Genomic DNA, 23,823 nt, shown 5'->3' with positions numbered 1-23,823 from the left:
GAGACGGGTATGTTGCAGCAGACGCCAACCATCAAAGACCGACAGGCGGCGCTTCTCAGCGACGATCCCGGCTGCTTTGACCCTGCAACCGCGTTTCGCGTCGCCCAGTTCGTTTCGCCGGATGACGCGATCGTCATCGGTGCTCATGGCGGAATACAGCCGACACCGCTTGCAGTCAGCGGTTTCAGCCGAAAGCGCGGTCATGCCGAACTGAAATCAGCTTTCGCGCCCATCGTCGGCCCGCTTGGTTCGCTACCGCCGGCATACGGCGAACTGCTGCAACGGGAAGAACGCAATCGTTCGGGCGCGCTGGCCAGCTTCTTCAACCTTTTTGCGGCAAGGTTCAGCGAGCTGTTTGTATCCGCGACGGAAAAATACCGTCTTGCAAGGGGTTTGCGCTGGTCGGCCGATCAGAGGGACAACGGTTTCCGCAAAACACTGCTCGCCCTCATCGGGTTCCGCACTGCCGGTCTGGTCGAGAAAGCAGGCGTGAGCGAAGACGCGCTCCTGCGTTTCAGCGGTCTTCTGGCCGGCCGCAACCGCAATGTTTCGGCCCTGACATCAATGCTTTGCGAATTCACGGGACTTCCGGTCCATATCGAACAGTTTCGCCGGCGTTGGGTGGCTTTACCGCTTCACGAACAAAGCCAGCTGGGGCAGGCATCAGGACTGAGGCTCGGACAGAACTCGACAGCGGGAAGCGCTGTCGAAGATATGAGCGGCGGCTTCCGGGTCGTGATCGGCCCTGTCGCATATGCGGATTACCTGGCCCTCACGCCCGGTTCGAAACGGCTTGCGGAAATATTTTCTCTGACACGCCTGTTCGTCGGAAGCGCATTGCACTTCGATGTGCAGGTGATCCTGAAAAAGGAGGACATTCCCTTTTGCCGCCTCGGCCAGTCAGATGCTCCCGCCCGTCTCGGCTGGAACAGCTGGGCTCGCGTGGCACCCGCCCAACAAGACAGCGCTGACGCTGTGGTGACCGAGCGGGAAGGCTCGGCGATTTCCGCGTGAGGGCATGGATATGAAGCTTGCACTCAAGGACACACGCAATATCGGAGCAGCAAGAGCCAGTCAGTGGACCTTCGAGCGCGGCCGCCGCGTCATTGGCCGTTCGCGGGAATGCGACTGGCAGATCGACGACAATGAACGGCGCGTTTCCAAGCTGCACTGTACACTCAACCGCGATGGCGAAGGCTTCACGATAATGGACCAGAGCGCGAATGGCACGCTGGTCGATGGCCGCCTTCTGCTCGAAGGCGAAAGCGCACGTCTCCGCGACGGTTCGCAAATCAACATTGGCGGGCAGGTTTTTCAGGTCGCCATCAGCGGCGATGCCGAACTGGATTTTTCCGACCCCGACGCATCCCTGCGAATGAGCGACGAGCCGCTGACCATTTCGGCGATCCTTGCGGACATCGCCCCGAACGGCCGTTCGGCCGGCGGCATGATGGGCAACACTGCCTCTGTCGACGACTGGTCCGAAACATGGCGCGAGGGCGCCAAACGGAAGGCGAAATCCATTTCGCGAAATGTCGAGATCGGCTGGAGCGAACCGCCCGCGGCGTATGGAATAAGTGCCATTCTTCCTGATAACTGGGATGAGGAGCCGGTTGCAAGCAGCGAGCACGAACATACCGACGCGCTAAACACGCCCGTCATGATCTCTCGTCCGGTTTCGGCCGCCGGCGGCGAAGATTTCGACAGTGTTTTCCCGGAGACGGAAGAAGACTTACGAGCGGAGAACGCACCGGCTGCAGGCGTTTCTACCGCGCCGGAGATTGGCGATCTTCTGACCACGCTGGAGCAGGAAAGCGCCGATTGTCTGGCCGTTCTCGAACTCGAGAGCGAGCGCGCTGGCCAAGGTTCGTCAGCCTCCTTGAGCGAGCGGATGGAAAGGCTCATCCGCCAGCAGCGGCAACTTGCCTACGCGCTTGAAACCCTGATCCATGGTTGCACGCAAAGGCTCGAGCCGAGGCTTATCGAGGCGTCTGTCGACGCCGGCAGCGATTTCCGGGCAAAGATCGGCCGCCGGGACTGGCAGGGGCTAATCACCAAAACAGACTATTGGTCAGCCTACAAAAAGCAATTCGAAGAAAACGGTCGTCCATTGCCGGTCAGGCAGTTCCTGCAGCGCGCAGCGCGTGGTGAAGCCGCGCCGGGACGGCAGACTGACGCGGCCACAGCCGATGCCAAGGGGGTAAATGACCACGATGAGACATGAGAACCGTGTAGCCTGGAGCGAGGGCATGTTTCTTCGCGTCCAGCATTTTCAGCAGTCCGACCGTTGGACCGAACGCCTGGTGCGCAACACCACACGCAACCTTTCGCCCTATCCGTGGGGCGTCGCCGAGATCGGGGTCGATCGCAGCGCCTTGTCGATAGGGCAATTCGCTCTGTCGAACCTGCGCGGCATTCTTCCAGATGGAACGCCCTTCGAGGCGCCTGAAGATTCCGACCTGCCGCCGCCGCTCGATCTCGATGAAAGCGTCAAGAATGCCATCATTTATCTTGCCCTGCCGGCTCGGCAACCGGGCAAGGCCGACATGTCCGCCAGCGGCCACAATGACACCAACAATGTGCGTTTCACCGCATCCACCTATGAAGTCTCCGATACCAATATAGAGACGGATTTCGTGGCCCCGATTGATGTCGGCCGCCTGAGCCTGAAGTTCCTCAAGACCGGTGACGATCTTTCAGGTTATGACCTCATCGGGCTGGCGCGGGTGATCGAAGTCCGCTCCGACCGTGCGGTCATTCTTGATCCTGATTTCATCCCGCCAAGCCTCAGCTGCGCGGCTGCGCCCCGTCTCAACGAATTGCTGACGGAGCTTCTGGGGATTGTGCGCCACCGCGCCCAGGCGATCGCCGAACGCATCGGTGACCCGACGATCCGTGGAACGGCGGAAGTGGGCGATTATTTCCTGCTGCAGATCCTGAACCGGGCCGATCCGCTACTGGCGCATCGCTGTGCCAACGCTACGCGTTTTCATCCCATCCGCTTTTACGAAGACTGTATCCAGCTTGCCGGCGAGCTCGCCACCTTCACCTCGGATAGAAAGCGGGCGACAGATTTCCCGCCCTATCGACACGACGATCTGAAAGCCACCTTCGGCGCTGTGTTTGATGATCTGCGTACCTCGCTGTCTGCGGTTCTGGAACAGGCGGCCGTCGCAATCGAACTGGTGGAACGCCGTCATGGCGTCCGCGTCGGCACTATCCACGACCGCACGCTTCTGCGCGACGCCGGCTTCGTGCTTGCCGTGCGGGCGGATATGGCTGCCGAGGATATTCGCCGCCGCCTGCCAGCACAGATCAAGGTCGGTCCGGTGGAACGGATTTCCGAACTGGTTAATGTGGCACTGCCGGGTATTCCCGTGCGGTCCCTGCCGGTTCTGCCGCGGCAACTACCCTATCGATCCGGCACCGTTTATTTCGAGATCGACACGCAGTCGCCGCTCTGGAAACAGCTCGATACTTCAGGGGCGATTGCCCTGCATCTGGCGGGAGAATTTCCCGGGCTTGAAATGGAAATGTGGGCATTACGCGAATGAGCACGGAAAACCCCTCTTCCTGGCAAGACTTGCCAACGGTGGTCGAGATCACCGAGGAAAGTCGCCGGCGCGACCAGAACGCCCGCAACATGGCGGCAATCCTGGAGGACATCGTCGAGACCGACGAGCCGGCAGGCCCCAGCAGGGCAAAGGCGACTGCCATGCCGGTCGAACAGCTGCTGACCGGTTTCCACTTCGGCGGCGAGGAGGTTCCGACACTTGTACAATCGGCAGCTCCCCTTCTCAACCTCGCACATCTGCTGCGCTTCAGCGATGCCGAGCCGGATCCCGACCAGCTTCGCCGCGCCTGCGTTGAAGCAATTACACGCTATGAACGCGACCTCGCCTCCGCCCGCATCAGCCCCGAGCGGGCAAGGGCTGCGCATTATGTCGTCTGCGCGACGGTCGATGACGTCGTTCTCAGCAAGCCTTGGGGTGTGCGGGCAGGCTGGGCGCGCTCCGGGCTCGTTTCCACGTTCCACAATGACGTCACTGGCGGCGACCGGGTTTTCGACATTCTCGACCATTTCCACCAGTCGCCCGGCGCCAACAAGGATCTGCTGCTTCTGATCTATCTGTGCTTGTCGCTGGCTTTCGAGGGACGAACCCGCGTTTCACCGAAAGGAGCGCTCGAGCTTTCACGCATCCGCGACAGCCTCTACAAAACGCTGATCGGCCAATATGGCGCCTTCGAACGGGAGCTTTCTCCGCATTGGAAAGGTGTCGATGCCCGACATACGCCATTGCGCGCGATGGCGGCGCTCTGGACCCTGCTGTCGCTGATGGCGCTCGCCTTCGCGCTCGGTTATCTCTTCTTCACGCTGTCGCTCAACAGCGCATCCGATGTTACCTTCGAAAGACTTGCTCATCTGCCGCCGAACGAAACACCGAACGTGTTGATCGCAAGCCCTCCTGCACCAACGCCGCCGCCAATTGAAGTGGAAACTCCCCGCGTCGTTGATCCACCCAAAATCGTGGAGCCGAGACAACCCTCCCGGCTTGAAAAGCTGATGGCCTTCCTGCAGCCAGAAGTCGACAGGAAGCTCGTGACCCTTGCGGATGTGAACGGGCGGCTGCGGGTTCGCATCAACAATTCGGGCCTGTTCACGACAGGCAGCGCCGATGTCAGCCCGCAGTTCCGCGATCTCATCCAGCGTATCGGCGGCGCGCTTGCGGCTGAGAAATTTCGTGCGGTGGTCATCGGTTATACCGACACCGTGCCGATCAAGACGGTGGAGTTTCCATCGAACTGGCACCTTTCCGAGGCGCGCGCCAAGGCCGTTGGAGACATTCTTTCCCAATTCACCGGCCCTGAAGCAATCCTGACCGAAGGCCGGGCCGACAGCGACCCGATCGCCGACAACAAGACGGAAGAAGGCCGTCAGATAAACCGCAGAACAGAAATCATGGTCCTGACCAATCCCGATGAAAAACTGAGCGATGCCGGCATTCTCTCGCCGCCCATACAGAACAGTCCGGGACAGCAGCCGGGAGAGACCCAGCCATGAATCCATTGAGCTATTTTTATACGATCCGCTCCTATGTCGAGAGCTATGCGGCCCTCGTCGGACGACGTTTCCTGTCGCTTTTATGGGTGATAGCGCTCTGCGTCGTCATCTGGTTCTACGGCTATCTGATTGCGCTCGGCGATTTCAAGCCGCTTGGAACGGTGCAGGCCCGGCTCATCGCCATCGGCATCATCGTCGCCATCTGGCTGGTCTACATCGTCGTCACGATCTACCGCGGACGCAAGCAGGACAAGGAACTCGTCGACAGTATCGAGCGCGAGGCGCTGGCCAATCGGCAGGCGGAAATCGGCGAAATCCAGACACGCCTGAAGGAAGCGCTCGCTCTCTTGCGACGCGTCACGAAAAAGCGCTTCGGTTATATTTACGACCTGCCCTGGTATGTGATCTTCGGCGCCCCCGGTTCCGGCAAGACGACGGCACTCACCAATTCCGGCCTGCAATTTCCGCTTGGCGATGCGCTCGGCGAAAATGCGGTGAAGGGCATTGGCGGCACGCGCAACTGCAACTGGTGGTTCGCCGATGAGGCGATCCTTATAGACACCGCCGGCCGCTATACCACGCAGGACGATCTCGACGGATCCTCAAAGGCCGGCTGGGAAGGTTTTCTCAGCCTCCTGAGGCGATATCGCCGTTCGCAGCCGATCAACGGCGCATTGGTTACCCTATCCATCCCTGATCTGCTCAACCGTGATCCCGAAGAACAGCGGCAGGAACTGCGCTCCATCCGTCAGCGGCTTTCGGAACTCGACGAATATCTGCGCGCTCGGGTCCCGGTCTATATCGTTCTGACGAAGGCCGACCTGCTGCATGGTTTCGTGGAGTTTTTCGACGGTTTCAACAAGACCGATCGTCAGCAGGTTTGGGGCACAACCTTCAAGCTGGATGAGAGCTACTCCGCCGAGAACCTGCCGCAGCGCCTGACGGAAGAATTCGAGCTTCTGCAGCAGCGGGTCGATGCCATGCTGATCGAACGCCTGCAGCAGGAACAGAATGCGGAGATACGTGGACGTATCTTCCGTTTTCCGGCCGAGCTGGCGCGGCTGAAAGACCGGCTGCACGAAGCCCTTGCCGAGCTTTGCGCAAGTTCGCCGCTCATTGAGGCGCCGCTTCTGCGCGGCGTTTATCTCGCGTCGGGAACGCAGCCGGAAGCGGAAAGATCTCCCGCGTCCCCCAGAACCCGCCGGAGCTACTTCCTCTCGCGGCTGTTCAAGAACGTCATCTTCCCCGAAGCTGCACTGGTGATGCGCGACAAACGCCTTTCCGGGCGGCAATTGCTGGTGCGGCGCATTGCCTATGGCGCATCCGCCGCCGCGGTCGCCATTGTCTTTACTGGCTGGATTTTCACCTATTTCGCCAATACACAGGCGCTCGGCGAAGCGGATCGCAAACTTGGCGCTTATGAGCAACTCGTTCAGGGAATTCCCGTACGAGACGTCGCAGATGCCGATTTCCTGCGCATCCTCCCCGCGCTCGACAATCTGCGCGATGCCAATTCCGGCTTTGCCCGCGAACGCATGTGGAATGTCAGCTTCGGTCTCGATCAGGAAGACAAGATTGCCGGGCGCCAGCGTGATGCCTATCAGCGCGCGCTCAACGCCCTGCTGCTGCCGCGCATGATCGTGCAGCTGCAAAAGCAGCTTAAGGACGAGAGGGATGTCACCCGCACGTTCAATTCGCTGAAACTCTATGGAATGCTGGGCGGGATGGGTGCACTGGACCGCGATTTCCTGACCGTGCAGACGCATCAGATGTTCGCATCGCTTTACCCTGGTGATGGAAGGGCTGCGGTGCGAGAAGCGCTGGACCAGCACGCAAAGGCGCTGGCCAACGGCGTGCTTGCACCGATCGAGCTCGATGCGCGGCTCATCGCTACCGCCCGCGAAACGATCCGCGATCAAGCGATTAGCACACGCGCCTACGATATTCTCGCCGGTCTTCCGCAGGTGCGCGAATTGATGGAATGGACACCCGCGGCGGCTTTCGGTCCTCTGGGGGAGCGGGCTTTCGAGCGTCGCAGCAAAGCGCCTATGGCGGAGGGCATAGAGGGCCTCTTCACTGCGGATGGATATCACCGTGTCGTCATTCCGCAAGTCGCTCATGCCGCCCGCATCGCGCTTTCCGAAGGCTGGGTGCGCGGTTCTGATGATGCCATCAAGGGCGCGACCGTGGAGCAGGTGGCGCAGGCCGCGCTGCAAATCTATTTCGACCGGTTTGAGAAAAAATGGGCTGATATGCTGGCCGACCTTCGGGTCAAACCGTCCCAGACCCTCGGCGACGCAGTGGAAACCACTCGTGCGCTCGCCAATGAGCGCAATATAGTGATGGAGGCCGCCAGATCGATCTCGGAGGCGACCGATCTCCGCCCCGGAGCAAACCCCGCCACCATCGCCTCCACTGCGGAAGGCGACGCAACCACAGCCGTTATGGTGGCCTCGGTGAATGCGTCCGATCCCTATGCGAGACTGCGCGACATGCTGGCGACAAAAGGCGCAGCCACAACGGGCGAGCAGGCCAATGGCGACAAGACCGGCGGTTCGCCATCGGAACAGTTGCTCGCGCATTTCAAGCTGCTGAACGAACAGCTTGCCCGCTCGGCAACAACCTCCGATGAAGTCGCCAAGGTGTTCGACGTGGACAGCCAGCTCACCAAGGCCAATCAGGACCTGCTGCAGCAGGCCCGCGAATTGCCGGCACCGCTCGACGTCTGGGTGGCAGGCGTGGCGGCGGATGTCGGCTCGCTCGCAGTGAAGTCCGCTCGCAGCCGCATCGCCGAACTCTGGACATCAGATTCAGCCTCCCTGTGCTCTTCGATCGTCACCGGTCGTTATCCCTTCGACCGGACCTCCGCGCGCGATGTCGCCATTGCGGATTTCACGCGTCTCTTCGGGCCGGAAGGGGTTTTCCAGACTTTCTTCAAACAGCGCATGGAACCGTTTGTCGACAAGACGACGACCCCATGGAGCTGGAAGGGTACCTTTGGCGCGGCCGGCCTTCCCAGCAGCGCCGTCGCCCAGTTCGAAAATGCCGACAAGATTTCGCGCGCCTTTTTCCCGAATGGTAGCGAGACGCCGGCGGTTTCGATCAATGTCAAACCCGTCTCCCTCACCAATGCCTCCAGCGCGGTGATGCTGGAGATCGAGGGCGAGCGGGTCGTTTATTATCATGGTCCGATCCAGGCGAAATCGATCACCTGGCCTTCGCGCGAAAACACGGCAAGCCTGTCACGCATCGCCTTCCAGCCCGGCGGCTGGCAGCAGGCCAAAACCGAAAATGGGGACTGGTCGCCCTTCCGCCTGTTCGACGGTGCCGATATCGAGAACCAGTCGGGTGATCTGCTGCGGGTGCGGTTTGAGAATGGCGGACAGGCTGCCGAATTCGATATTCAGTTCGGCTCGGTTCTCAATCCGTTCAAGCTGGATGCAATTGCCAGCTTCGCCTGCCCCGCGCAGTTCTAGGGACGGAACGGAATGGTGAGTTTCAAAGGAGGGGATTAGAATGAAGGCAGGCACGACACCGACAGCGGGTCATCGCAACTGATGGCCGATCAGGCATCAAGGTCTACGCAAACGACGACGGAAAGCGATCGCATCGGTTTCTTCGGCAAGGTCCCAAGTCATGGCGATTTCATCTCCGATGGGCTCGAGCGGGAATTGATCGGTACCTTTGACGGCTGGATGCGATCCGGCATGCACGCCGGTGCGGATATGTTTACGGGCCGATGGCCCGAAATATTCTCTTCGTCGCCACCCATACGCTTCATCATTGAGCGCGGCATATGGGGAAACTGCGCCTATGTCGGTGTACTGGTGCCGAGTGCGGACCGGGTGGGACGCAAATATCCGCTCGCCATCATCGCGCAGCTCAATGGCTTCCGCGAACATCCACGAAGCCTCTATCTCGACGACACCTGGTTCATGGCCGCGGAGGCGCTGGCGGAGACATCGATGACCCGCGATTTCGACATCTCCCGGTTTATTACTTCGATCAAAAAACTACGTCTGCCAAAATCGCGGGAAGAGGAGGATGTGCCGGAAATGGTGCGCGGCCGTATGCCGACGAGCCTCTGGTGGTATATCGATCCCATCAGCCGTCGTGCCCGCGGCCTCAAATTTGACGGCAAACCCAAAGCCTCCGATTTCCTGCGTCTCTTTAGCGACATGCCGGGCAAAGGCAGCGAGGACCGTTCAACGCCAGCGCCAATTCCAGCAACGGCGCAGGAGGAAACAAAACAGCAAATGCCGCCCGTGGCGCCAGCGAGTGGGCCGGCAGCGAAACAGCCGTCATCTGTGACCTACAGCTATGCCACACACCCTGGAACGCGGCTTTCCCTGAATGCGGACGCTCTTTTCGTTTCCCAGACACCTTCCCTCTTCGCCATAGCGGATGGACAAGGTGATTCGCACAGCGCTGCAGAGGCCGCCCGTCTCGCCACGAATATTCTTGCGGAAACGCCAGATGCCGAAAACCCGGAGATGATGGCGCAACAGATCAGGGGAAGGCTTGGCACAATCAACAGCCTGCTCCTCTCCCGCCAGACGACCGGTGCCGATTTCAGGCCGATGGCCAGCGTCGTCATAGCTTCGATCATCTCGCGCAGGCTGAGCGTCCTGTGGTCTGGTGATGCGCGCGCCTATCTCCTGAAAAACGGCACCATGCACCAGCTTTCGCGCGATCACGTCGTTGTCGGCATGAAAAAGCAACTCTCGCAATGTGTCGGGCTTTCCCAGCAGTTCCGGCCGGACATCGTTTTCGAGGAGTGGGGTTTGCAGGACAGGGTCCTGCTGTGCAGTTACCCGCTGGTGCAGATCCTCCGGGACCGCGCCATCGCCGAGATCGTCTTCAACACCCCGGTCAAGGATTGCGCCAATGCCCTGGTCCAGGAAGCTCTCATCGAAAACGCCCGCGAGAATATAAGCGCTATTGTGATTGGAAACCGGCGTGAACAATGAACTTGCCTATCCGGAGGTAGCCGCACGCTTTTCCGACCTTTGGCGAAGCATCCGCCATGAGGGCACGCGGCAAAGAAGCTATCAGGAGCAGCAAGACCTGATCGACCAGATCCGAAATGCGCTGGATCGAAAATTACCAGATATTTCTGGCGAAAAACCGGACTGGATTGCGGACAGCTTTGCCGTGAATTTCACAGCTTACCAGAGCGAGAGGACACTTTTGCTCCAATTGCGCCACCGCGATCTCGGCTCGCTGCACGCGCTCAAAACCGCGCCGCCTGCCCGCAGGGACGACACCGTTTTGCTGCACCGTTTATGGGACGAGGCCGAGATCGGGCTCGCGCTGCGCCATCCCTGCCTTGTGGAAACGTCCGCCCTTTTGCGGTTACCCGATGGTCGGCCGGGTCTGTTGCAGCCGTGGTTTGCGCACTCACTGGCATCGATCATATCTGCGCAACCGATTGCCGCCTCGGAGGCGATCGTGATCCTTCGCCGCGTGCTGCAAGCGCTGAGTGCAGTGCATGCATTTGGATATGTGCACTGCGACGTCACGCCCGCCAATATTCTGCTGTCGGATGGTAAGTTCGAAACGGCAAGACTGGGCGACTTCGGCATCGCCCTGCAGATTGGTCGTAAACACGCCGGACAGGGCCTGCGCTTTGCTGCCTCAACTGAATTTTCGCCGCCGGAACAGATGCAAGGCGCACCTGCAAAGCCGGATCAGGATATATATGCCGTGGGAAGGCTCGCCAGGCGGCTAATCGAGACGGATAAGGCACAATCACCGCAATGCCTCGCAGATCTTGCGGACGCCTGTTGCCATTATGATCCCGCTTTGCGCCCACAATCGGCAATGGAAGCTTTACAGCTTCTGTAACGCCTCATTGGTCAGTTGCCGCCGCCGGGAAGCGGCGCCGCCGCAGTCGGCACACTCTTCTGGAACACGGTCAGCAGCTTGGCGGAATCCACCAGCGGCGCGTTGCTGGCATAGAGCACATCGCCCTTCTGCATCTGGAAAAGCTGCATGAGTGCGATGCTGGAAGCGTCGCGCATGTTGACGTGATATATCACAGGCCGCATGGTCGTGGCCGTAGCGACCGGGCCTTTCGCGCCCGGTATCCTTGCGGCTGGAACCTGAACAATCTCATTGCGGAAGACATAGACATTGCGCGCGTCTGCGCGGTCATCCAGCAAGCCACCGGCGCGGCCGACGGCCTGCGCAAGGGTCAGCTTTCCGGCTTCAAACTGGAATTCACCGGCACTCTTGAAGGCACCGAGTGCGGTGTAGCTCGCCGCGTCGCCATCGATCATGATCTGATCATCCGGTGACAGGCGGATGTTCTGACGGTCTTCCCGCATGACGCGGTCAAGAGGTACGCTGGCCCTTTGCGAGCCGCGAACGACAGTGACCGTGGCCGCGCCCGCAGCGACAGTAGGGCCACCTGCTTGATTGAGCGCATCGAGCACCCGCTCTTGCCGGGCGGTGAGCACGATCTTTCCGGGATTTTTCACCGCGCCGCTGAGCATGACGGCGCTCGTCGGCTTATCAACGACAGTAACGACGGCCTGCGGATTCACGGCCGACCCCTTGAGGCCGGCAACGACCTGCGATTGCAGCCCTTCCGGTGTGGAATCAACAACCCTCTGTTTGCCAACAAAGGGAATATTCACCGAGCCGCTCTGATCCACTGTAAAGCGGCCGAGATTAAGCGTCTTGCTCTGTGTCGGGGAGAAAAGTCCGTCTTCTCCCGTATCCAGCACGGTAATGTCGATAACGTCGCCGCGCCGCAATCTCTGGGAGTTGTAACCGGTGTTGCGAAGCGCGGTAAGGCCGGGCCCGGAGGCGTTCTGTGTGCTTGCGGCGGAAACCGTGGCTGCCGATGCGTTAGCCAGCTCGATGACGGGGATTTTCTCGTTGGTTCGCGGTAAAGTCGCAGACCGGATATTGCCTGCGGTCGGTCCGTCAGATGGCTTTGCACATGCGCTCAAAAGAGCCATCAGCAAAATCGCCCCCAACTTTTTCATCCCTCGTCCCCTCAATGATTCAACCTGACGCAGAGATAACATCCCGACACGTCATCGCAACAACTTTAGCGGTTGCAATTTATGGAAAACCTTCTGTCGAAAGAAAGGGTGTGACCATTCCGCAACCTTTTTGGATCCGGCCGAAGCAAACTCCTAGAATGCACCGATGAGAAATAAGCAGGACAACGACTCCGGTGGCGGCAATTGGCTTCTCCAAACCGGATGCAGGAGCCAAGGCTTTCAACAATCCCGCAGCGCCGAAATCAGCCCGCCCTCAAAACGATCCCGAGCACTTGTTTCCTGTTTACATCGTTGGAATGCCATCACCGACAGAAAAAGACTGTCTGCCGCAGCAAACTTGCTCCCATATACACAGTTGACAAAAACCCGTTGAGCCGATGGAAGCCGTTTCCTTATCAAGGAACTCGCCTCTAATTGCAGCCGCTTGTTTTGGCGTTCGTGTGGCTTTCCCACGATCTCCGCCACCCCGCACTGGTTCTGATGATTTTATCGAGCTTCCCTGGCGCGGCTCAAACGGGCCCAGTTGCTGTGTACAGCGCGGAACAACTTTTTCAAGGCGACAGGATCGCTGCTGAGGAGTCAAAGCGCTCCAGCCTGGCCAGCGTTTGCTGACCCAGTTCCACGGCACCGAAACCCTTCGCTCGCTGGAACTCGGCTTCCGTGCTGAACACCATGCCCAGCACAACTTTCGTCGTGCCATCCTGATCTTCAGGCCCACGCATCGGCATGTTGTGGCCCGTTTTCGCCCCATAGCAGCGTATAGGCGATCCTCTCTTCGGACCGGACCTCGACATAACGATGATGGTTCGGAAAGACTGTTCCGCCAGGGCCGATCATGTCAAAGACCCATGCGCCGCCGGTCCGCCGGTCAATGCTCTTCATGCGGCGGGAAAAGCCGTCAGGACCCCGCCATTGTGGCAGCGCCTCTTTGTTCATCCAGGCTTTCCAGACGATGTTTCGCGGCACCTTCATCGTTCGCTCCAGCACCATGGTTCGCCCGCCCACGCTGGCCAGATTGTTGAGACCGGCACTGAAACCTTGTTGATAGCCATCGCGCATATCCTCCGCCAGCGAGGAAAGCCGCTCCGTTACGGTCAAGCGGCTACGCTCTTTAACAGCCTGAAATGTGTTTCAGCGTGGGATTTGACCCCTCCATGGCGCGAGAGGCTAACCCCCGCCACGCCGAAGAAACGGCAAATTGATCAGCGTGTTAACCTGCCCCAACCAGGGTCAATTTTTCCGCGAGGCGTACAGGAAACGATAGACGTCGCCGCGCCTGTGATACGTGGCATAGGCGTCGAAATCCGTAGGCTCAAAACGGCGAAGGGTTAACTGCGAGGTCTGGATGGGTAGAGATGTCTCAGGAAACATTCATCAGCCTTTTCAACCACCCCGACGTCTAGTGGCGAGATCTGTGAACCGCAAGTCGTCAAACCTCGATCGGAAAGGAAAATCCGGCCTTTACCCGGTCCATGACGACCATGGTCTTGAAGCCCTTGATATCGTGGTTTTCGTAAAAGAACCGCCGGGTAAAGGCCTCATAGTCCTCCATGTCCTTGGCGGTGATGACCAGAATGAAGTCGGCATCTCCCGTCACATAATATCCGATCATCACTTCCCGGGTCGCGCGGATGGCCGCCTTGAAGCGATCGACAATATCGGCGCGTTCGCGCTCCAGTGAAACGAGCACGATCATGGTAATGCCGCGCCCAACGGCCTTCGGCGACACGATGGCGACATCCGCTTCGATGACGCCATCTTCGCGCAGACGTTTGAGGCGCCGCTGGCATGCGGTCGGGGAAAGATTGACGAGTTGCGCCAGCTCTTCCGACGTAAGGCGATTGTTTTTTTGAACGGCCTCAAGCAACGCCTTGTCCGCTCTATCGAGAGTATTCATGCACAAATCCTGCGTAGGGAACCTAAAATAAGCGAAATTCCGGCTTGAACGATATAATTAACGCAGTCAACCGCTCAATGCGCTTCATTAGTCTCCCTGTAAATCTACCGGGAGCTCCATATGAGAAGTATTGCAAGCACTGCATTAAAAAACCTGCGGCGGCCGGATTTGATCGAGCGCCGCGCTTTTCTCCATGGCAGTTGGGTTGCTCGCGATGAAACGCTCAGTGTCATTGATCCGGCGACCGGAGAAGATCTCATCGGTGTGGCGGCATGCTCGCTTGAGGATGCGGATGATGCCGTCAGCACCGCGAAAAATGCCTTTCTAGAATGGCGCGACAAGCTTCCAACCGAACGCGGGCAGATCTTGCGTGAATGGGGCAAGTTGATGCGCAACAACGCGCATGATCTCGCCGTCATAATGACGGCCGAACAGGGCAAACCACTCTCGGAATCGCTTGGTGAAATTGCTTACGCTGCCAATTTCCTTGATTGGTTTGCCGGCGAAGGCGAGCGCGCCTACGGCGAGACGATACCGAGCCATTTGCCCGACAGTCGTCTCTCGGTCCAGATGCAGCCGCTAGGCGTCACCGTGGCCATCACCCCGTGGAACTTTCCCTCTGCTATGATCACCCGCAAAGCGGGCGCGGCGCTTGCCGCTGGCTGCACAATGATCGTCAAACCCGCGCCTGAAACACCCCTCTCGGCGCTCGCTTTGGCAAAGCTCGCTGAGGAAGCTGAAATGCCCGCCGGCGTATTCCAGGTCATCACCGGTCACGCCGCACCACTTGCGCACCGCCTGTTGCAACACACCGATGTGCGCGCATTTTCCTTTACCGGCTCGACTGAAATCGGTCGTATTTTGCTGGCGCAATCGGCGGCGACCATCAAGAAGGCCTCGCTGGAACTTGGAGGTCACGCGCCCTTCATCCTGTTCGACGACGCCGATGTCTCCAAAGCCGTAAAAGGTTGCATCGGGGCGAAATTCGCAACATCGGGGCAGGACTGCCTCGCTGCCAACCGGATTTACGTCCAGCGAGGTATTTATGACCGCTTCGTCAGTCAGTTCGGCAAGGCAAGTGCCGAACTCAAGGTCGGCCACGGTTTCGAGGCTGGCATCGATATAGGGCCGATGACACGCCCCTCCGTCGCTGAAAAGTGCCGCAAGCAAATCGCGCAGGCCCTCTCTGCCGGTGCACAGCTCATCTGCGGCGGGCAGGACAGTCCGCTCGGCGGCAATTTTGTCACCCCGACCGTGCTGGCCGATGTCACAGACGACATGCTGATCGCGCGGGAGGAGACCTTCGGTCCGGTTGCCGCGATCTTGCCATTCGATGACGAGCGGGAGGTCGTGCGACGCGCCAACTCGACGGAGATGGGGCTTGCGGCCTATCTCTACACCAACGATCTCGGCCGGGCGATGCGTCTGACGCATCAACTGGAATATGGCATGGTAGCCGTCAACACGCCGAAATTTACCGGCGCGCCCGTTCCCTTCGGCGGCTGGAAACAGTCCGGCCTTGGTCGTGAGGGCTCGCGTCATGGTCTCATGGAATATCTCGAACCCAAATATGTCTGCTTCGGCAACTTAGCTGCGTGAAAAGGAACTCGCCTATGACAATCGACGTCAAGAATATTGCGGAAATGGATCGAAACGCCGTTTTGCACCCTTTCACGCAGCTCAAGGATTTTGCTAGCGGCAAACTCGGCGAGCCCACCATTGTCGAAACCGGCAAGGGCATCCGCATTCAGGACGCGCACGGCAAGCAGTTGATCGACGGTTTCGCCGGTCTGTATTGCGTTAATGTCGGTTATGGACGTACCGAGGTGGCTGAGGCGATTTCACGTCAGGCCTACCGCCTTGCCTATTATCATTCCTATGCCGCCCACACGACGGATGAGCTTGCCATCCTTTCCGATCGCCTCGTCAGAATGGCACCAGGCAAAATGAGCAAGGTCTTCTACGGCATGTCAGGGTCAGACGCCAACGAGACACAGGCCAAGCTCGTTTGGTATTACAACAATCTGCGCGGCAAGCCGCAAAAGAAGAAAATCATCTCCCGCGAACGGGGATATCACGGCTGCAGCGTGGTTTCCGGCTCAATGACCGGCATGAGTTTTTATCACGACCATATGGACCTTCCACGGGCCGGCATCCTGCATACAGGCGTTCCGCATCACTATTGGGGCGCAGAAGCCGGTGAGACGGAGCTGGAATTTTCGAGGCGGCGCGCGGAAGAGCTGGACGCGCTTATTCTGCGCGAAGGACCGGACACGATTGGTGCATTCATCGCCGAGCCGGTGCTCGGAACGGGCGGTATCACACCGCCGCCGGAAGGTTATTGGCCGGCCATTCAGGAGGTTCTCAAAAAATACGATATCCTGTTGATTGCCGATGAGGTTATTACCGGCTTCGGCCGCACGGGTTCGATGTTTGGTTCACAGCATTATGGCATTGAGCCGGATCTGATCACCGTCGCTAAAGGCCTGACCTCGGCCTATTTCCCGCTTTCCGGCGCTATCGTCGGGGAGAAAGTCTACAAGGTGATGGAAGAAGGCGCGGATCGCGTCGGCGCCTTCTCCCACGGCTACACCTATTCCGGCCATCCTATCGGAGCGGCGGCTGCAAACGCCGTGCTCGACATCGTCGAAAAGGAAGACCTGCCAGGCAATGCACGAGCCGTTGGGAGCTATTTCCAGGAACAACTGAAGGCGAAGTTCGCTCAGCTTCCGATCGTCGGCGAGGTGCGCGGTGTGGGACTGATGGGCGCTATCGAATTCGTGGCGGACCGAGAAAAAAAGACGCGTTTTGCCCCTCAACTCACGGTGGGTGCACGCGTTTCCAAGGCAGCGCGCAACGGCGGTCTCATAGCACGCGCCATGCCGCATGGCGATATTCTGGGCTTTGCACCGCCGCTCGTTACGACCCGGGAGGAGGTCGACGAGATCATCGCCATTGCTGAAGCCGCTGTCCGCAGTGTCATGGATGATCTTGTCCAGGCCGGCGAGAAAATCTGATCGGCAGCTTCAGTTTTCAACATCGCAAATGCTGCTCATTTCGACGGCAACTGCGCCTCTTTGCAGCGCAGTTGCCGTCTGCGCTGCATAAGGCTTCATCTTTTCATAGAAGCATGCATAATGTCATGAAATTACCTTCGTCGAAAACGAGACAATTTCATGCGTCGTCAAGCCAATTCACCCAGCCCAGATCCAGTTTCCCCAACGAGACCGGTGGCATGGCGACCGACGCTAGCTAAGCAGAAAGGCGAAACGAAACATTCCGCACTGACGGAACGCATCATTGCTGATATCGACGCCGGCGTTCTGAAGCCGATGGACCGCATGCCGACACACCGCGATCTGGCCCGCGAACTCGGCCTTTCTGTCCAGACGGTCAGCCTTTCCTACAAGGAGGCGGAGCGGCTTGGTTATCTCAGCGGCGAAATTGGCCGTGGAACCTTCGTGAAGACGCGGGTGACGGAGCGGGCAGGTCGCATGATGCTTGATCACAGCCCAACCGAGGTGCTCGATCTATCCATCATCCGCGGCGTTTATCTCGATGACCATGAAAATGCCTCGCGCGCCATTCTTCGCGAGATGGCCGATGGTGACAATTCTGGCTTCATGCGCCCCTGCCGGCCGGTCGCGGGGCTCGAGAGCCATCGCGAAACGGCCAGAACATGGCTTGGCATGATGGGCGTGACCGCCGGTCCGGAACGCATTCTTGTCACCAATGGCGCGGCGCACGGCATTTTTCTCGCTCTGAGCTGCATTATCCGCTCTAATGACGTGGTGCTCTGTGAAAACCTGACCGACCACGGCATTATCGGCCTGTCTAATATCCTCGGCTTCAGCCTAAAGGGCTTACCCACCGACGAAGAAGGCATTTTGCCCGAAGCGCTGGAGGCCGCCTGCGCAGCCGGAGGTGTCCGCGCTCTGGTGCTCATTCCCACGCTTAACAACCCGACCGGGCATGTGTCGGGCGCAGCGCGAAGGCAGGCCATCGCCGCAATTGCCGAGCGGTACGGCATTTTTGTCATCGAGGACGAGGTCTACCGTCCGATGATTGAGGATGATCTGCCATCCATCGCCGAAATGCTGCCTGATCTGGGCTTCTTCGTCACCAGCTTCACCAAGACAGTGTTGACAGGGCTGCGCGTCGGTTATCTCGTCGTGCCACCCGCCTATTCCATCCGCGCCGCCTCCATCCTGCGTGTGTCGAGCTGGAGCGGGACATATCTCACGGCCGAGATCGCTACCCGTTGGGTCGAAAACGGAACGGCACGGCTGCTGCTGGATGTCCAGCGCACCGAGGCCCGTGCGCGGCAGAAAATCGCCATGGACATACTGGGCCACCATATAGGGTCGACCCACCCCCTCTCCCTCTGCGCCTGGCTGAAGGTTCCCCAGCGCTGGACGGAGGACGGCCTGGTGCGCGCGCTCACGAACCAGAACGTCGCGGTAACTCCGTCAGAACCATTTATTGCCGGTCCTAGCCATGGCGGCGGCATTCGCATATGCCTCGGCGGCCGCCTCAATCATGCAAGCCTCGCCAGGGCTTTGACCACTGTGCGGCAGACATTCGAGCAACTGCCGCCGGTCTACGATATCGGGTCAATCGGCTGAGGTTGCCAGCCGAAAATCATTGAATCATTACAATATAATAATTGACATGATTTTATTTCGCTCTCAACATGACAATCATGAAGAGCGAAAACCTGTCCATATCCGCCGCCGACAACTTGCTTCCAGTCTCACTGACCGCGATAAAGCGAGCGGCGGCGCGGATTGCGGGACAGGCGGAGCGCACACCGCTGGTTCGCTCGGACTTTCTCTCTGAGCGCTGTGGTCATCCCGTTCATCTCAAACTTGAAACCCTTCAGCCCATCGGCGCCTTCAAACTGCGCGGCGCGATGAACGCCATTCTCTCGCTAGACGATACGACGCGCCAGCGTGGCCTCGTCACCGCCTCGACGGGCAATCATGGCCGGGCCGTGGCCTATGCCGCAGACAAACTCGGCATCCCCGCCACAATCTGCATGTCGGCGCTGGTGCCGGCAAACAAGGTGGAGGCGATCCGCGCGCTCGGCGCGGAAATCCGGATTGTCGGCGGATCACAGGATGATGCGCAGGAGGAAGTGGAGCGCCTGACCAAAAGCAGAGGCCTGACCGCTATCCCGCCTTTCGATCACGCCGACGTCGTGGCCGGCCAGGGCACTATCGGCCTCGAGGTCGTCGAAGACATGCCTGAACTGGCGACAATTCTCGTTCCTCTATCGGGCGGTGGCCTTGCGGGCGGTATCGCCGTTGCGGTGAAGGCGCTGAAGCCGGAGGCACGTGTCATCGGCGTTTCCATGCAGCGGGGCGCGGCCATGCATGCGTCAGTCACTGCCGGGCGGCCCGTCACCATCCAGGAAGAAGAAACGCTGGCGGATTCGCTGGGAGGGGGGATTGGATTGAAAAACCGCATCACATTTGCGCTCTGCCAATCTCTTCTCGATGAGATCGTGCTGGTATCCGAGGAAGAGATCGCAGCCGGCATCCGCCATGCGACGCATGAAGAAGGTCTGACGGTCGAGGGTGCCGGCGCAGTCGGTTTTGCGGCGATCCTCTTCGGCAAGGTGGACATCACCGGCCCAACCGCGATCATCGTGTCGGGTGGAAATATCGATCCGGCGGTTCACAGGACGATCATCGAAGGGCCTGCCGCATGAGCCAAATCAACATCCTAACCGAAAAAGATCTGCGCGCTGTCGTGAAGCTCGACCTCTCAGCAGTCGACTGCGTGGAGCAGGCCTTTGCAGCACTCGCAACCGAAGCGGTCGCCATGCCGCCGATCTTGCGGCTCGATATACCAGAGTTTCGTGGCGAGGTGGATGTAAAGACGGCTTATGTGCCGGGTTTCGACGGTTTCGCCATCAAGGTCAGCCCCGGCTTTTTCGACAATCCCAAACTCGGTCTGCCGAGCCTCAACGGGCTGATGATCCTCTTCAGCGCAAGGACGGGACTGGTGGAGGCCCTTCTTCTCGATAACGGCTACCTCACAGATGTGCGTACCGCCGCAGCCGGGGCGGTCGCAGCACGGCATCTCGCCCGTGAAGATGCTTCCGTCGCAGCAATTTTCGGAGCGGGCATGCAAGCCCGTCTGCAGTTCGATGCGCTGAAACTGGTGCGACCCATTCAATCCGCACGCATCTGGGCTCGTGACCATCAAAAGGCCGAGGTGCTCGCAGGCGATCTGGCCCGCGAACACGGAATAGAGGTCGTCGCCGCGGCCGATCCGCAGACCGCTGTCCGGGGCGCCGACATCGTCGTGACCACGACGCCAGCCGATAAGCCGATACTGTTTGCCGGCTGGCTTGAAGAAGGCCAGCATCTGACGGCCATGGGATCGGATGCCGAACACAAGAACGAGATCGATCCGGCCGTATTTTCCAGGGCGCGCTATATCGCAGACCGGCTTTCGCAGACCCGAATCCTCGGTGAATTGCACCACGCTATCGCCGCGGGGCCTGTAACGCTGGATCAAGAATTCACCGAGCTCGGTGCTGTCATCGCTGGCAAGGCACGCGGTCGCGTATCGAGGGACGACATCACCTTTGCCGATCTGACCGGCACCGGAGTGCAGGACACCGCCATCGCCAATCTCGCCTTTACCCGCGCAAAAGACGCCGGCAGCGGCCAAATCATCGAAAACAGTGTGAAAATGGGAGACGCAGCGTGAGCGTAACGCTGAACTTTACGCGCGAGGAATATGCCGCGCGCCTGTCCAAAACCCGCGACGCCATGGAAAAGGCAGGCATCGACCTGCTTGTCGTCACCGACCCATCCAACATGCATTGGCTGACGGGCTATGACGGCTGGTCCTTCTATGTCCACCAATGCGTGCTGGTGCCGCCGCAAGGCGAGCCGATCTGGTATGGCCGCAAGCAGGATGCCAATGGCGCCAAGCGCACCGCCTACCTCGCCCAGGACAACATCATCGGTTATCCTGACCACTACGTTCAATCGACTGAACGGCATCCGATGGATCTGTTGTCGAAGATCTTCGATGACCGGGGCTGGTCAGGCCTGTCGATCGGCGTCGAGATGGACAATTACTATTTCTCGGCTGCTGCCTTTGCATCCTTACAGAAACATCTGCCGAACGCCCGCTTCAAGGATGCCGCCGGTCTTGTAAACTGGCAGCGAGCGGTCAAAAGCCCGACCGAACTCGACTATATGCGCAAGGCCGGCAAGATCGTTGAGCTGATGCACAAACGTATCGTTGACGTAGTCGAGCCGGGCATGCGCAAATGCGATCTCGTCGCCGAGATCTACGATGCCGGCATTCGTGGCACCGCGGAATTCGGCGGGGATTATCCCGCGATCGTACCGTTGCTCCCGTCGGGTGCCGATGCTTCTGCGCCGCATCTGACATGGGACGACAAGCCGATGCGCTTGGGCGAAGGCACCTTCTTTGAAATCGCCGGCGCTTATCGCCGTTATCATTGCCCGCTCTCTCGCACTGTCTTTCTCGGCAAGCCGACTAAGGCGTTCCTTGATGCGGAGAAGGCCACGCTTGAGGGCATGGAGGCCGGTCTTGCGGCTGCCAAACCCGGCAATACCTGCGAAGATATCGCCAATGGGTTTTTTGCGGTGCTGAAAAAATACGGGATCATCAAGGACAACCGAACCGGTTATCCCATCGGCCTCTCTTATCCGCCGGACTGGGGCGAGCGCACCATGAGCCTGCGCCCCGGCGACCGCACGGAGCTGAAGCCCGGTATGACGTTCCATTTCATGACCGGTTTGTGGCTGGACGACATGGGGCTCGAAATCACCGAGAGTATCGCCATTACCGAAACGGGTGTCGAATGCCTCTCCAATGTGCCGCGGCAACTGTTCGTGAAAGGCTGAGAGATGTTAAGCACCGCGCTACGCCCCTCACCTATCACGTCGTCGGTCGATTTTGACAAGAAAGGCGTGCAGCACGGTCATCTGCGGCTACCATACAGCCGCGATGACAGTGCATGGGGGTCGGTAATGATCCCGATCTGCGTGATCGCCAACGGCGACGGGCCGACAGCCCTTTTGACCGGCGCCAATCACGGCGACGAATATGAGGGGCCGGCCGCACTTTTCGAACTTGCCCACACACTCGATCCAGATGACGTCAGCGGGCGTATCATCATCGTGCCAGCACTCAACTATCCGGCCTTTCGCGCGGGAACACGCACCTCGCCGATCGACCGCGGGAACCTCAATCGCAGCTTTCCCGGTCGGCCCGACGGTTCCGTGACGGAGAAGATCGCCGATTACGTGACCCGCCATCTGTTACCGCTTGCGGATATCGTTCTTGATTTTCATTCAGGCGGCAGGACGCTTGATTTCCTGCCTTACGCTGCCGCTCACGAATTACCTGACAAGATACAGGAAGCCCGGTGCTTTGAGGCGGTGGCAGCTTTTGCTGCCCCCTATTCGATGAAGATGCTGGAGATTGACGCCGTCGGCATGCTGGACACGACGGCCGAGGAACTGGGAAAGGTCTTTGTCACCACCGAGCTTGGCGGCGCGGGCACGGCCAGCGCAAAATCGATCGACATCGCCCGCAAAGGTACCATCAACCTGCTGCGCCATGCAGGCATCCTGACCGGCGCCGCGGTGCCGGCGCCGAGCCGCTGGCTGGATATGCCCTCCAGCGATTGCTTCACCTTTGCCGAAGATGACGGGCTCGTCGTCTTCGTCCGCGATCTCGGCGACACGGTCAAGGCAGGTGAAACCATCGCTAGGGTCTACCCTGTTGGAAAAACCGGTCTTGCGCCGGTCGAATACCGCGCCTCTATCAGTGGCGTGCTCGCAGCGCGCCACGTTCCCGGCCTCATCAAGGCCGGCGACTGCCTTTCCGTCATCGCCACGGTCACGGAGAATACCTAGTCCGAAGAATGAAGTGAGATCCGAAAACGGACCACGCAACCCAACCAGAGGAGTTAGAACATGAATATGACAAAACTCGCCGGGCTTTCCGCCCTTGCTCTTTCCATCAGCGTGACAGCGGTCAGCGCACTCACCCTCGAGGAGGTGAAGAAGCAAGGCTACATTCGCGCAGCGACTGCCAATGAAGTGCCCTATTCATACATGCAGCCCGACGGCACCTCTGCCGGCATCGGCCCCGATGTCGCGAATGCAGTTCTGAAATCGATGGGCATCGAGGAGGTCAACTGGACGGTGACCCCATTCGGCACGCTGATCCCCGGGCTGAAGGCGCGTCGCTTCGATTTCGCAGCCGCCGAACAGAACATTTCGCCCGAGCGCTGCAAGCAAGTGGCCTTCACCGAACCGAACTCGTCCTATGGCGAAGGCCTGCTGGTGAAGAAAGGCAATCCTAAAAAGCTGACCACCTATGCCGATATTGCCAAGGATCCTGCATTGAAGGTCGCCGTCGTATCTGGCGCCAACAATGTAGACTTCCTGCGGGCCGTCGGCGTCAAGGAAGATCAGATCGTCTTCATCCCTGCCAATGCAGATGCCATCCCCACTGTCCAGAGCCGCGCCGATGCCTATGCCGCCACGGAACTGACAGTGTCAGAACTGGCCAAGGGCCAAGCCAATGTCGAGCAGGTGAAGCCCTTCGTTGATCCTGTCGTGAAGGATGCGCCTGTGCGCAACTACGGCGGTTTCGCTTTCCGGCCGGAGGACAAAGAATTGCGTGACGCCTTCAACGCCGCGCTCGTCGAATTCCGCAAGACCGACGACTACAAGAAAATCCTCGCAAAATACGGCCTCTCCGAACAGAGTATCGCGGCAGCGGCCGAAAAGAAGGTCGCCGATCTCTGCGCCGGAAAATGACGCCAGCCGGCGCCCGTGCGT

General features: G+C 59.3%; 17 protein-coding genes and 1 pseudogene. 15 read left to right on the top strand and 3 right to left on the bottom strand.

From position 1 onward, the window contains the following. The first annotated feature begins 9 nt into the window (after window positions 1–9). The 7 genes from tssG to ACQZ45_RS15895 all read left to right on the top strand — a co-directional run bounded on the left by tssG (window position 10) and on the right by ACQZ45_RS15895 (window position 10,909). The gene (tssG, locus tag ACQZ45_RS15925) at window positions 10–1,014 is read left to right on the top strand and encodes a type VI secretion system baseplate subunit TssG (protein ID WP_448742360.1); all 1,005 of its coding nucleotides are present in this window, start codon (window positions 10–12) and stop codon (window positions 1,012–1,014) included. A gap of 4 nt (window positions 1,015–1,018) precedes the next feature. Next, window positions 1,019–2,224, top strand: coding sequence for a type VI secretion system-associated FHA domain protein (locus tag ACQZ45_RS15920; protein ID WP_162705307.1), 1,206 nt, complete (start codon window positions 1,019–1,021; stop codon window positions 2,222–2,224). Continuing rightward, window positions 2,214–3,554 carry a type VI secretion system baseplate subunit TssK gene (gene tssK, locus ACQZ45_RS15915; protein ID WP_448742376.1) on the top strand — a complete coding sequence of 447 codons (1,341 nt, stop codon included), beginning with the start codon at window positions 2,214–2,216 and terminating at the stop codon, window positions 3,552–3,554. Before ACQZ45_RS15920 ends, tssK begins: the two co-directional genes overlap by 11 nt. Beyond that, a complete protein-coding gene (gene tssL, locus ACQZ45_RS15910) occupies window positions 3,551–5,062 on the top strand; it encodes a type VI secretion system protein TssL, long form (protein ID WP_448742359.1) in 1,512 nt (503 codons plus the stop codon). The genes tssK and tssL overlap by 4 nt, the downstream gene beginning before the upstream one ends. Continuing rightward, a complete protein-coding gene (tssM, locus tag ACQZ45_RS15905) occupies window positions 5,059–8,538 on the top strand; it encodes a type VI secretion system membrane subunit TssM (protein WP_448742358.1) in 3,480 nt (1,159 codons plus the stop codon). The genes tssL and tssM overlap by 4 nt, the downstream gene beginning before the upstream one ends. A gap of 81 nt (window positions 8,539–8,619) precedes the next feature. Next, the gene (gene tagF / locus ACQZ45_RS15900) at window positions 8,620–10,032 is read left to right on the top strand and encodes a type VI secretion system-associated protein TagF (RefSeq protein WP_448742357.1); all 1,413 of its coding nucleotides are present in this window, start codon (window positions 8,620–8,622) and stop codon (window positions 10,030–10,032) included. After that, window positions 10,022–10,909 (top strand): protein kinase domain-containing protein, encoded by an 888-nt coding sequence (locus ACQZ45_RS15895; protein ID WP_448742356.1) that lies wholly within the window; start codon window positions 10,022–10,024, stop codon window positions 10,907–10,909. The genes tagF and ACQZ45_RS15895 overlap by 11 nt, the downstream gene beginning before the upstream one ends. A gap of 11 nt (window positions 10,910–10,920) precedes the next feature. Here the strand turns inward: ACQZ45_RS15895 and ACQZ45_RS15890 are convergent, their stop codons facing one another. From ACQZ45_RS15890 to ACQZ45_RS15880, 3 genes and pseudogenes are all read right to left on the bottom strand, one after another. After that, the gene (locus ACQZ45_RS15890; RefSeq protein WP_013761001.1) at window positions 10,921–12,057 is read right to left on the bottom strand and encodes a polysaccharide biosynthesis/export family protein; all 1,137 of its coding nucleotides are present in this window, start codon (window positions 12,055–12,057) and stop codon (window positions 10,921–10,923) included. Window positions 12,058–12,629: 572 nt separating this feature from the next. Beyond that, window positions 12,630–13,203: pseudogene (locus ACQZ45_RS15885) on the bottom strand (SRPBCC domain-containing protein); the annotation flags it as partial. A 304-nt stretch (window positions 13,204–13,507) separates the two neighbouring features. Continuing rightward, complete coding sequence (locus ACQZ45_RS15880) at window positions 13,508–13,975, bottom strand: Lrp/AsnC family transcriptional regulator (RefSeq protein ID WP_019566776.1); 468 nt, start codon at window positions 13,973–13,975, stop codon at window positions 13,508–13,510. Between the two features lie 120 nt (window positions 13,976–14,095). Between ACQZ45_RS15880 and ACQZ45_RS15875 the strand changes: the two genes are divergently transcribed. The 8 genes from ACQZ45_RS15875 to ehuB all read left to right on the top strand — a co-directional run bounded on the left by ACQZ45_RS15875 (window position 14,096) and on the right by ehuB (window position 23,802). After that, on the top strand, window positions 14,096–15,574 hold the full coding sequence (locus ACQZ45_RS15875) for an NAD-dependent succinate-semialdehyde dehydrogenase (RefSeq protein ID WP_076845945.1): 1,479 nt from the start codon (window positions 14,096–14,098) through the stop codon (window positions 15,572–15,574). Window positions 15,575–15,588: 14 nt separating this feature from the next. Next, window positions 15,589–16,992 (top strand): aspartate aminotransferase family protein, encoded by a 1,404-nt coding sequence (locus tag ACQZ45_RS15870; RefSeq protein ID WP_035200479.1) that lies wholly within the window; start codon window positions 15,589–15,591, stop codon window positions 16,990–16,992. Between the two features lie 159 nt (window positions 16,993–17,151). Next, entirely contained in the window at window positions 17,152–18,600 is a 1,449-nt protein-coding gene (ehuR, locus tag ACQZ45_RS15865; protein WP_174066382.1) for a MocR-like ectoine utilization transcription factor EhuR, read from the top strand. Between the two features lie 68 nt (window positions 18,601–18,668). Next, window positions 18,669–19,688: a hydroxyectoine utilization dehydratase EutB gene (gene eutB, locus ACQZ45_RS15860; protein ID WP_174066380.1), complete on the top strand. Its 1,020-nt coding sequence runs from the start codon at window positions 18,669–18,671 to the stop codon at window positions 19,686–19,688. Further along, a complete protein-coding gene (gene eutC, locus ACQZ45_RS15855) occupies window positions 19,685–20,698 on the top strand; it encodes an ectoine utilization protein EutC (RefSeq protein WP_174066378.1) in 1,014 nt (337 codons plus the stop codon). Before eutB ends, eutC begins: the two co-directional genes overlap by 4 nt. Then, window positions 20,695–21,873 carry an ectoine hydrolase DoeA gene (gene doeA, locus ACQZ45_RS15850; protein WP_112524559.1) on the top strand — a complete coding sequence of 393 codons (1,179 nt, stop codon included), beginning with the start codon at window positions 20,695–20,697 and terminating at the stop codon, window positions 21,871–21,873. Before eutC ends, doeA begins: the two co-directional genes overlap by 4 nt. A 3-nt stretch (window positions 21,874–21,876) precedes the next feature. Next, entirely contained in the window at window positions 21,877–22,890 is a 1,014-nt protein-coding gene (doeB, locus tag ACQZ45_RS15845) for a N(2)-acetyl-L-2,4-diaminobutanoate deacetylase DoeB (protein WP_174066376.1), read from the top strand. A 60-nt stretch (window positions 22,891–22,950) separates the two neighbouring features. After that, complete coding sequence (ehuB, locus tag ACQZ45_RS15840) at window positions 22,951–23,802, top strand: ectoine/hydroxyectoine ABC transporter substrate-binding protein EhuB (protein ID WP_004431450.1); 852 nt, start codon at window positions 22,951–22,953, stop codon at window positions 23,800–23,802. Window positions 23,803–23,823: the final 21 nt, after the last annotated feature.

The organism is Agrobacterium sp. 16-2014-1-2a (assembly GCF_053522705.1).
This window is presented reverse-complemented; position numbering and strand designations above follow the sequence as displayed.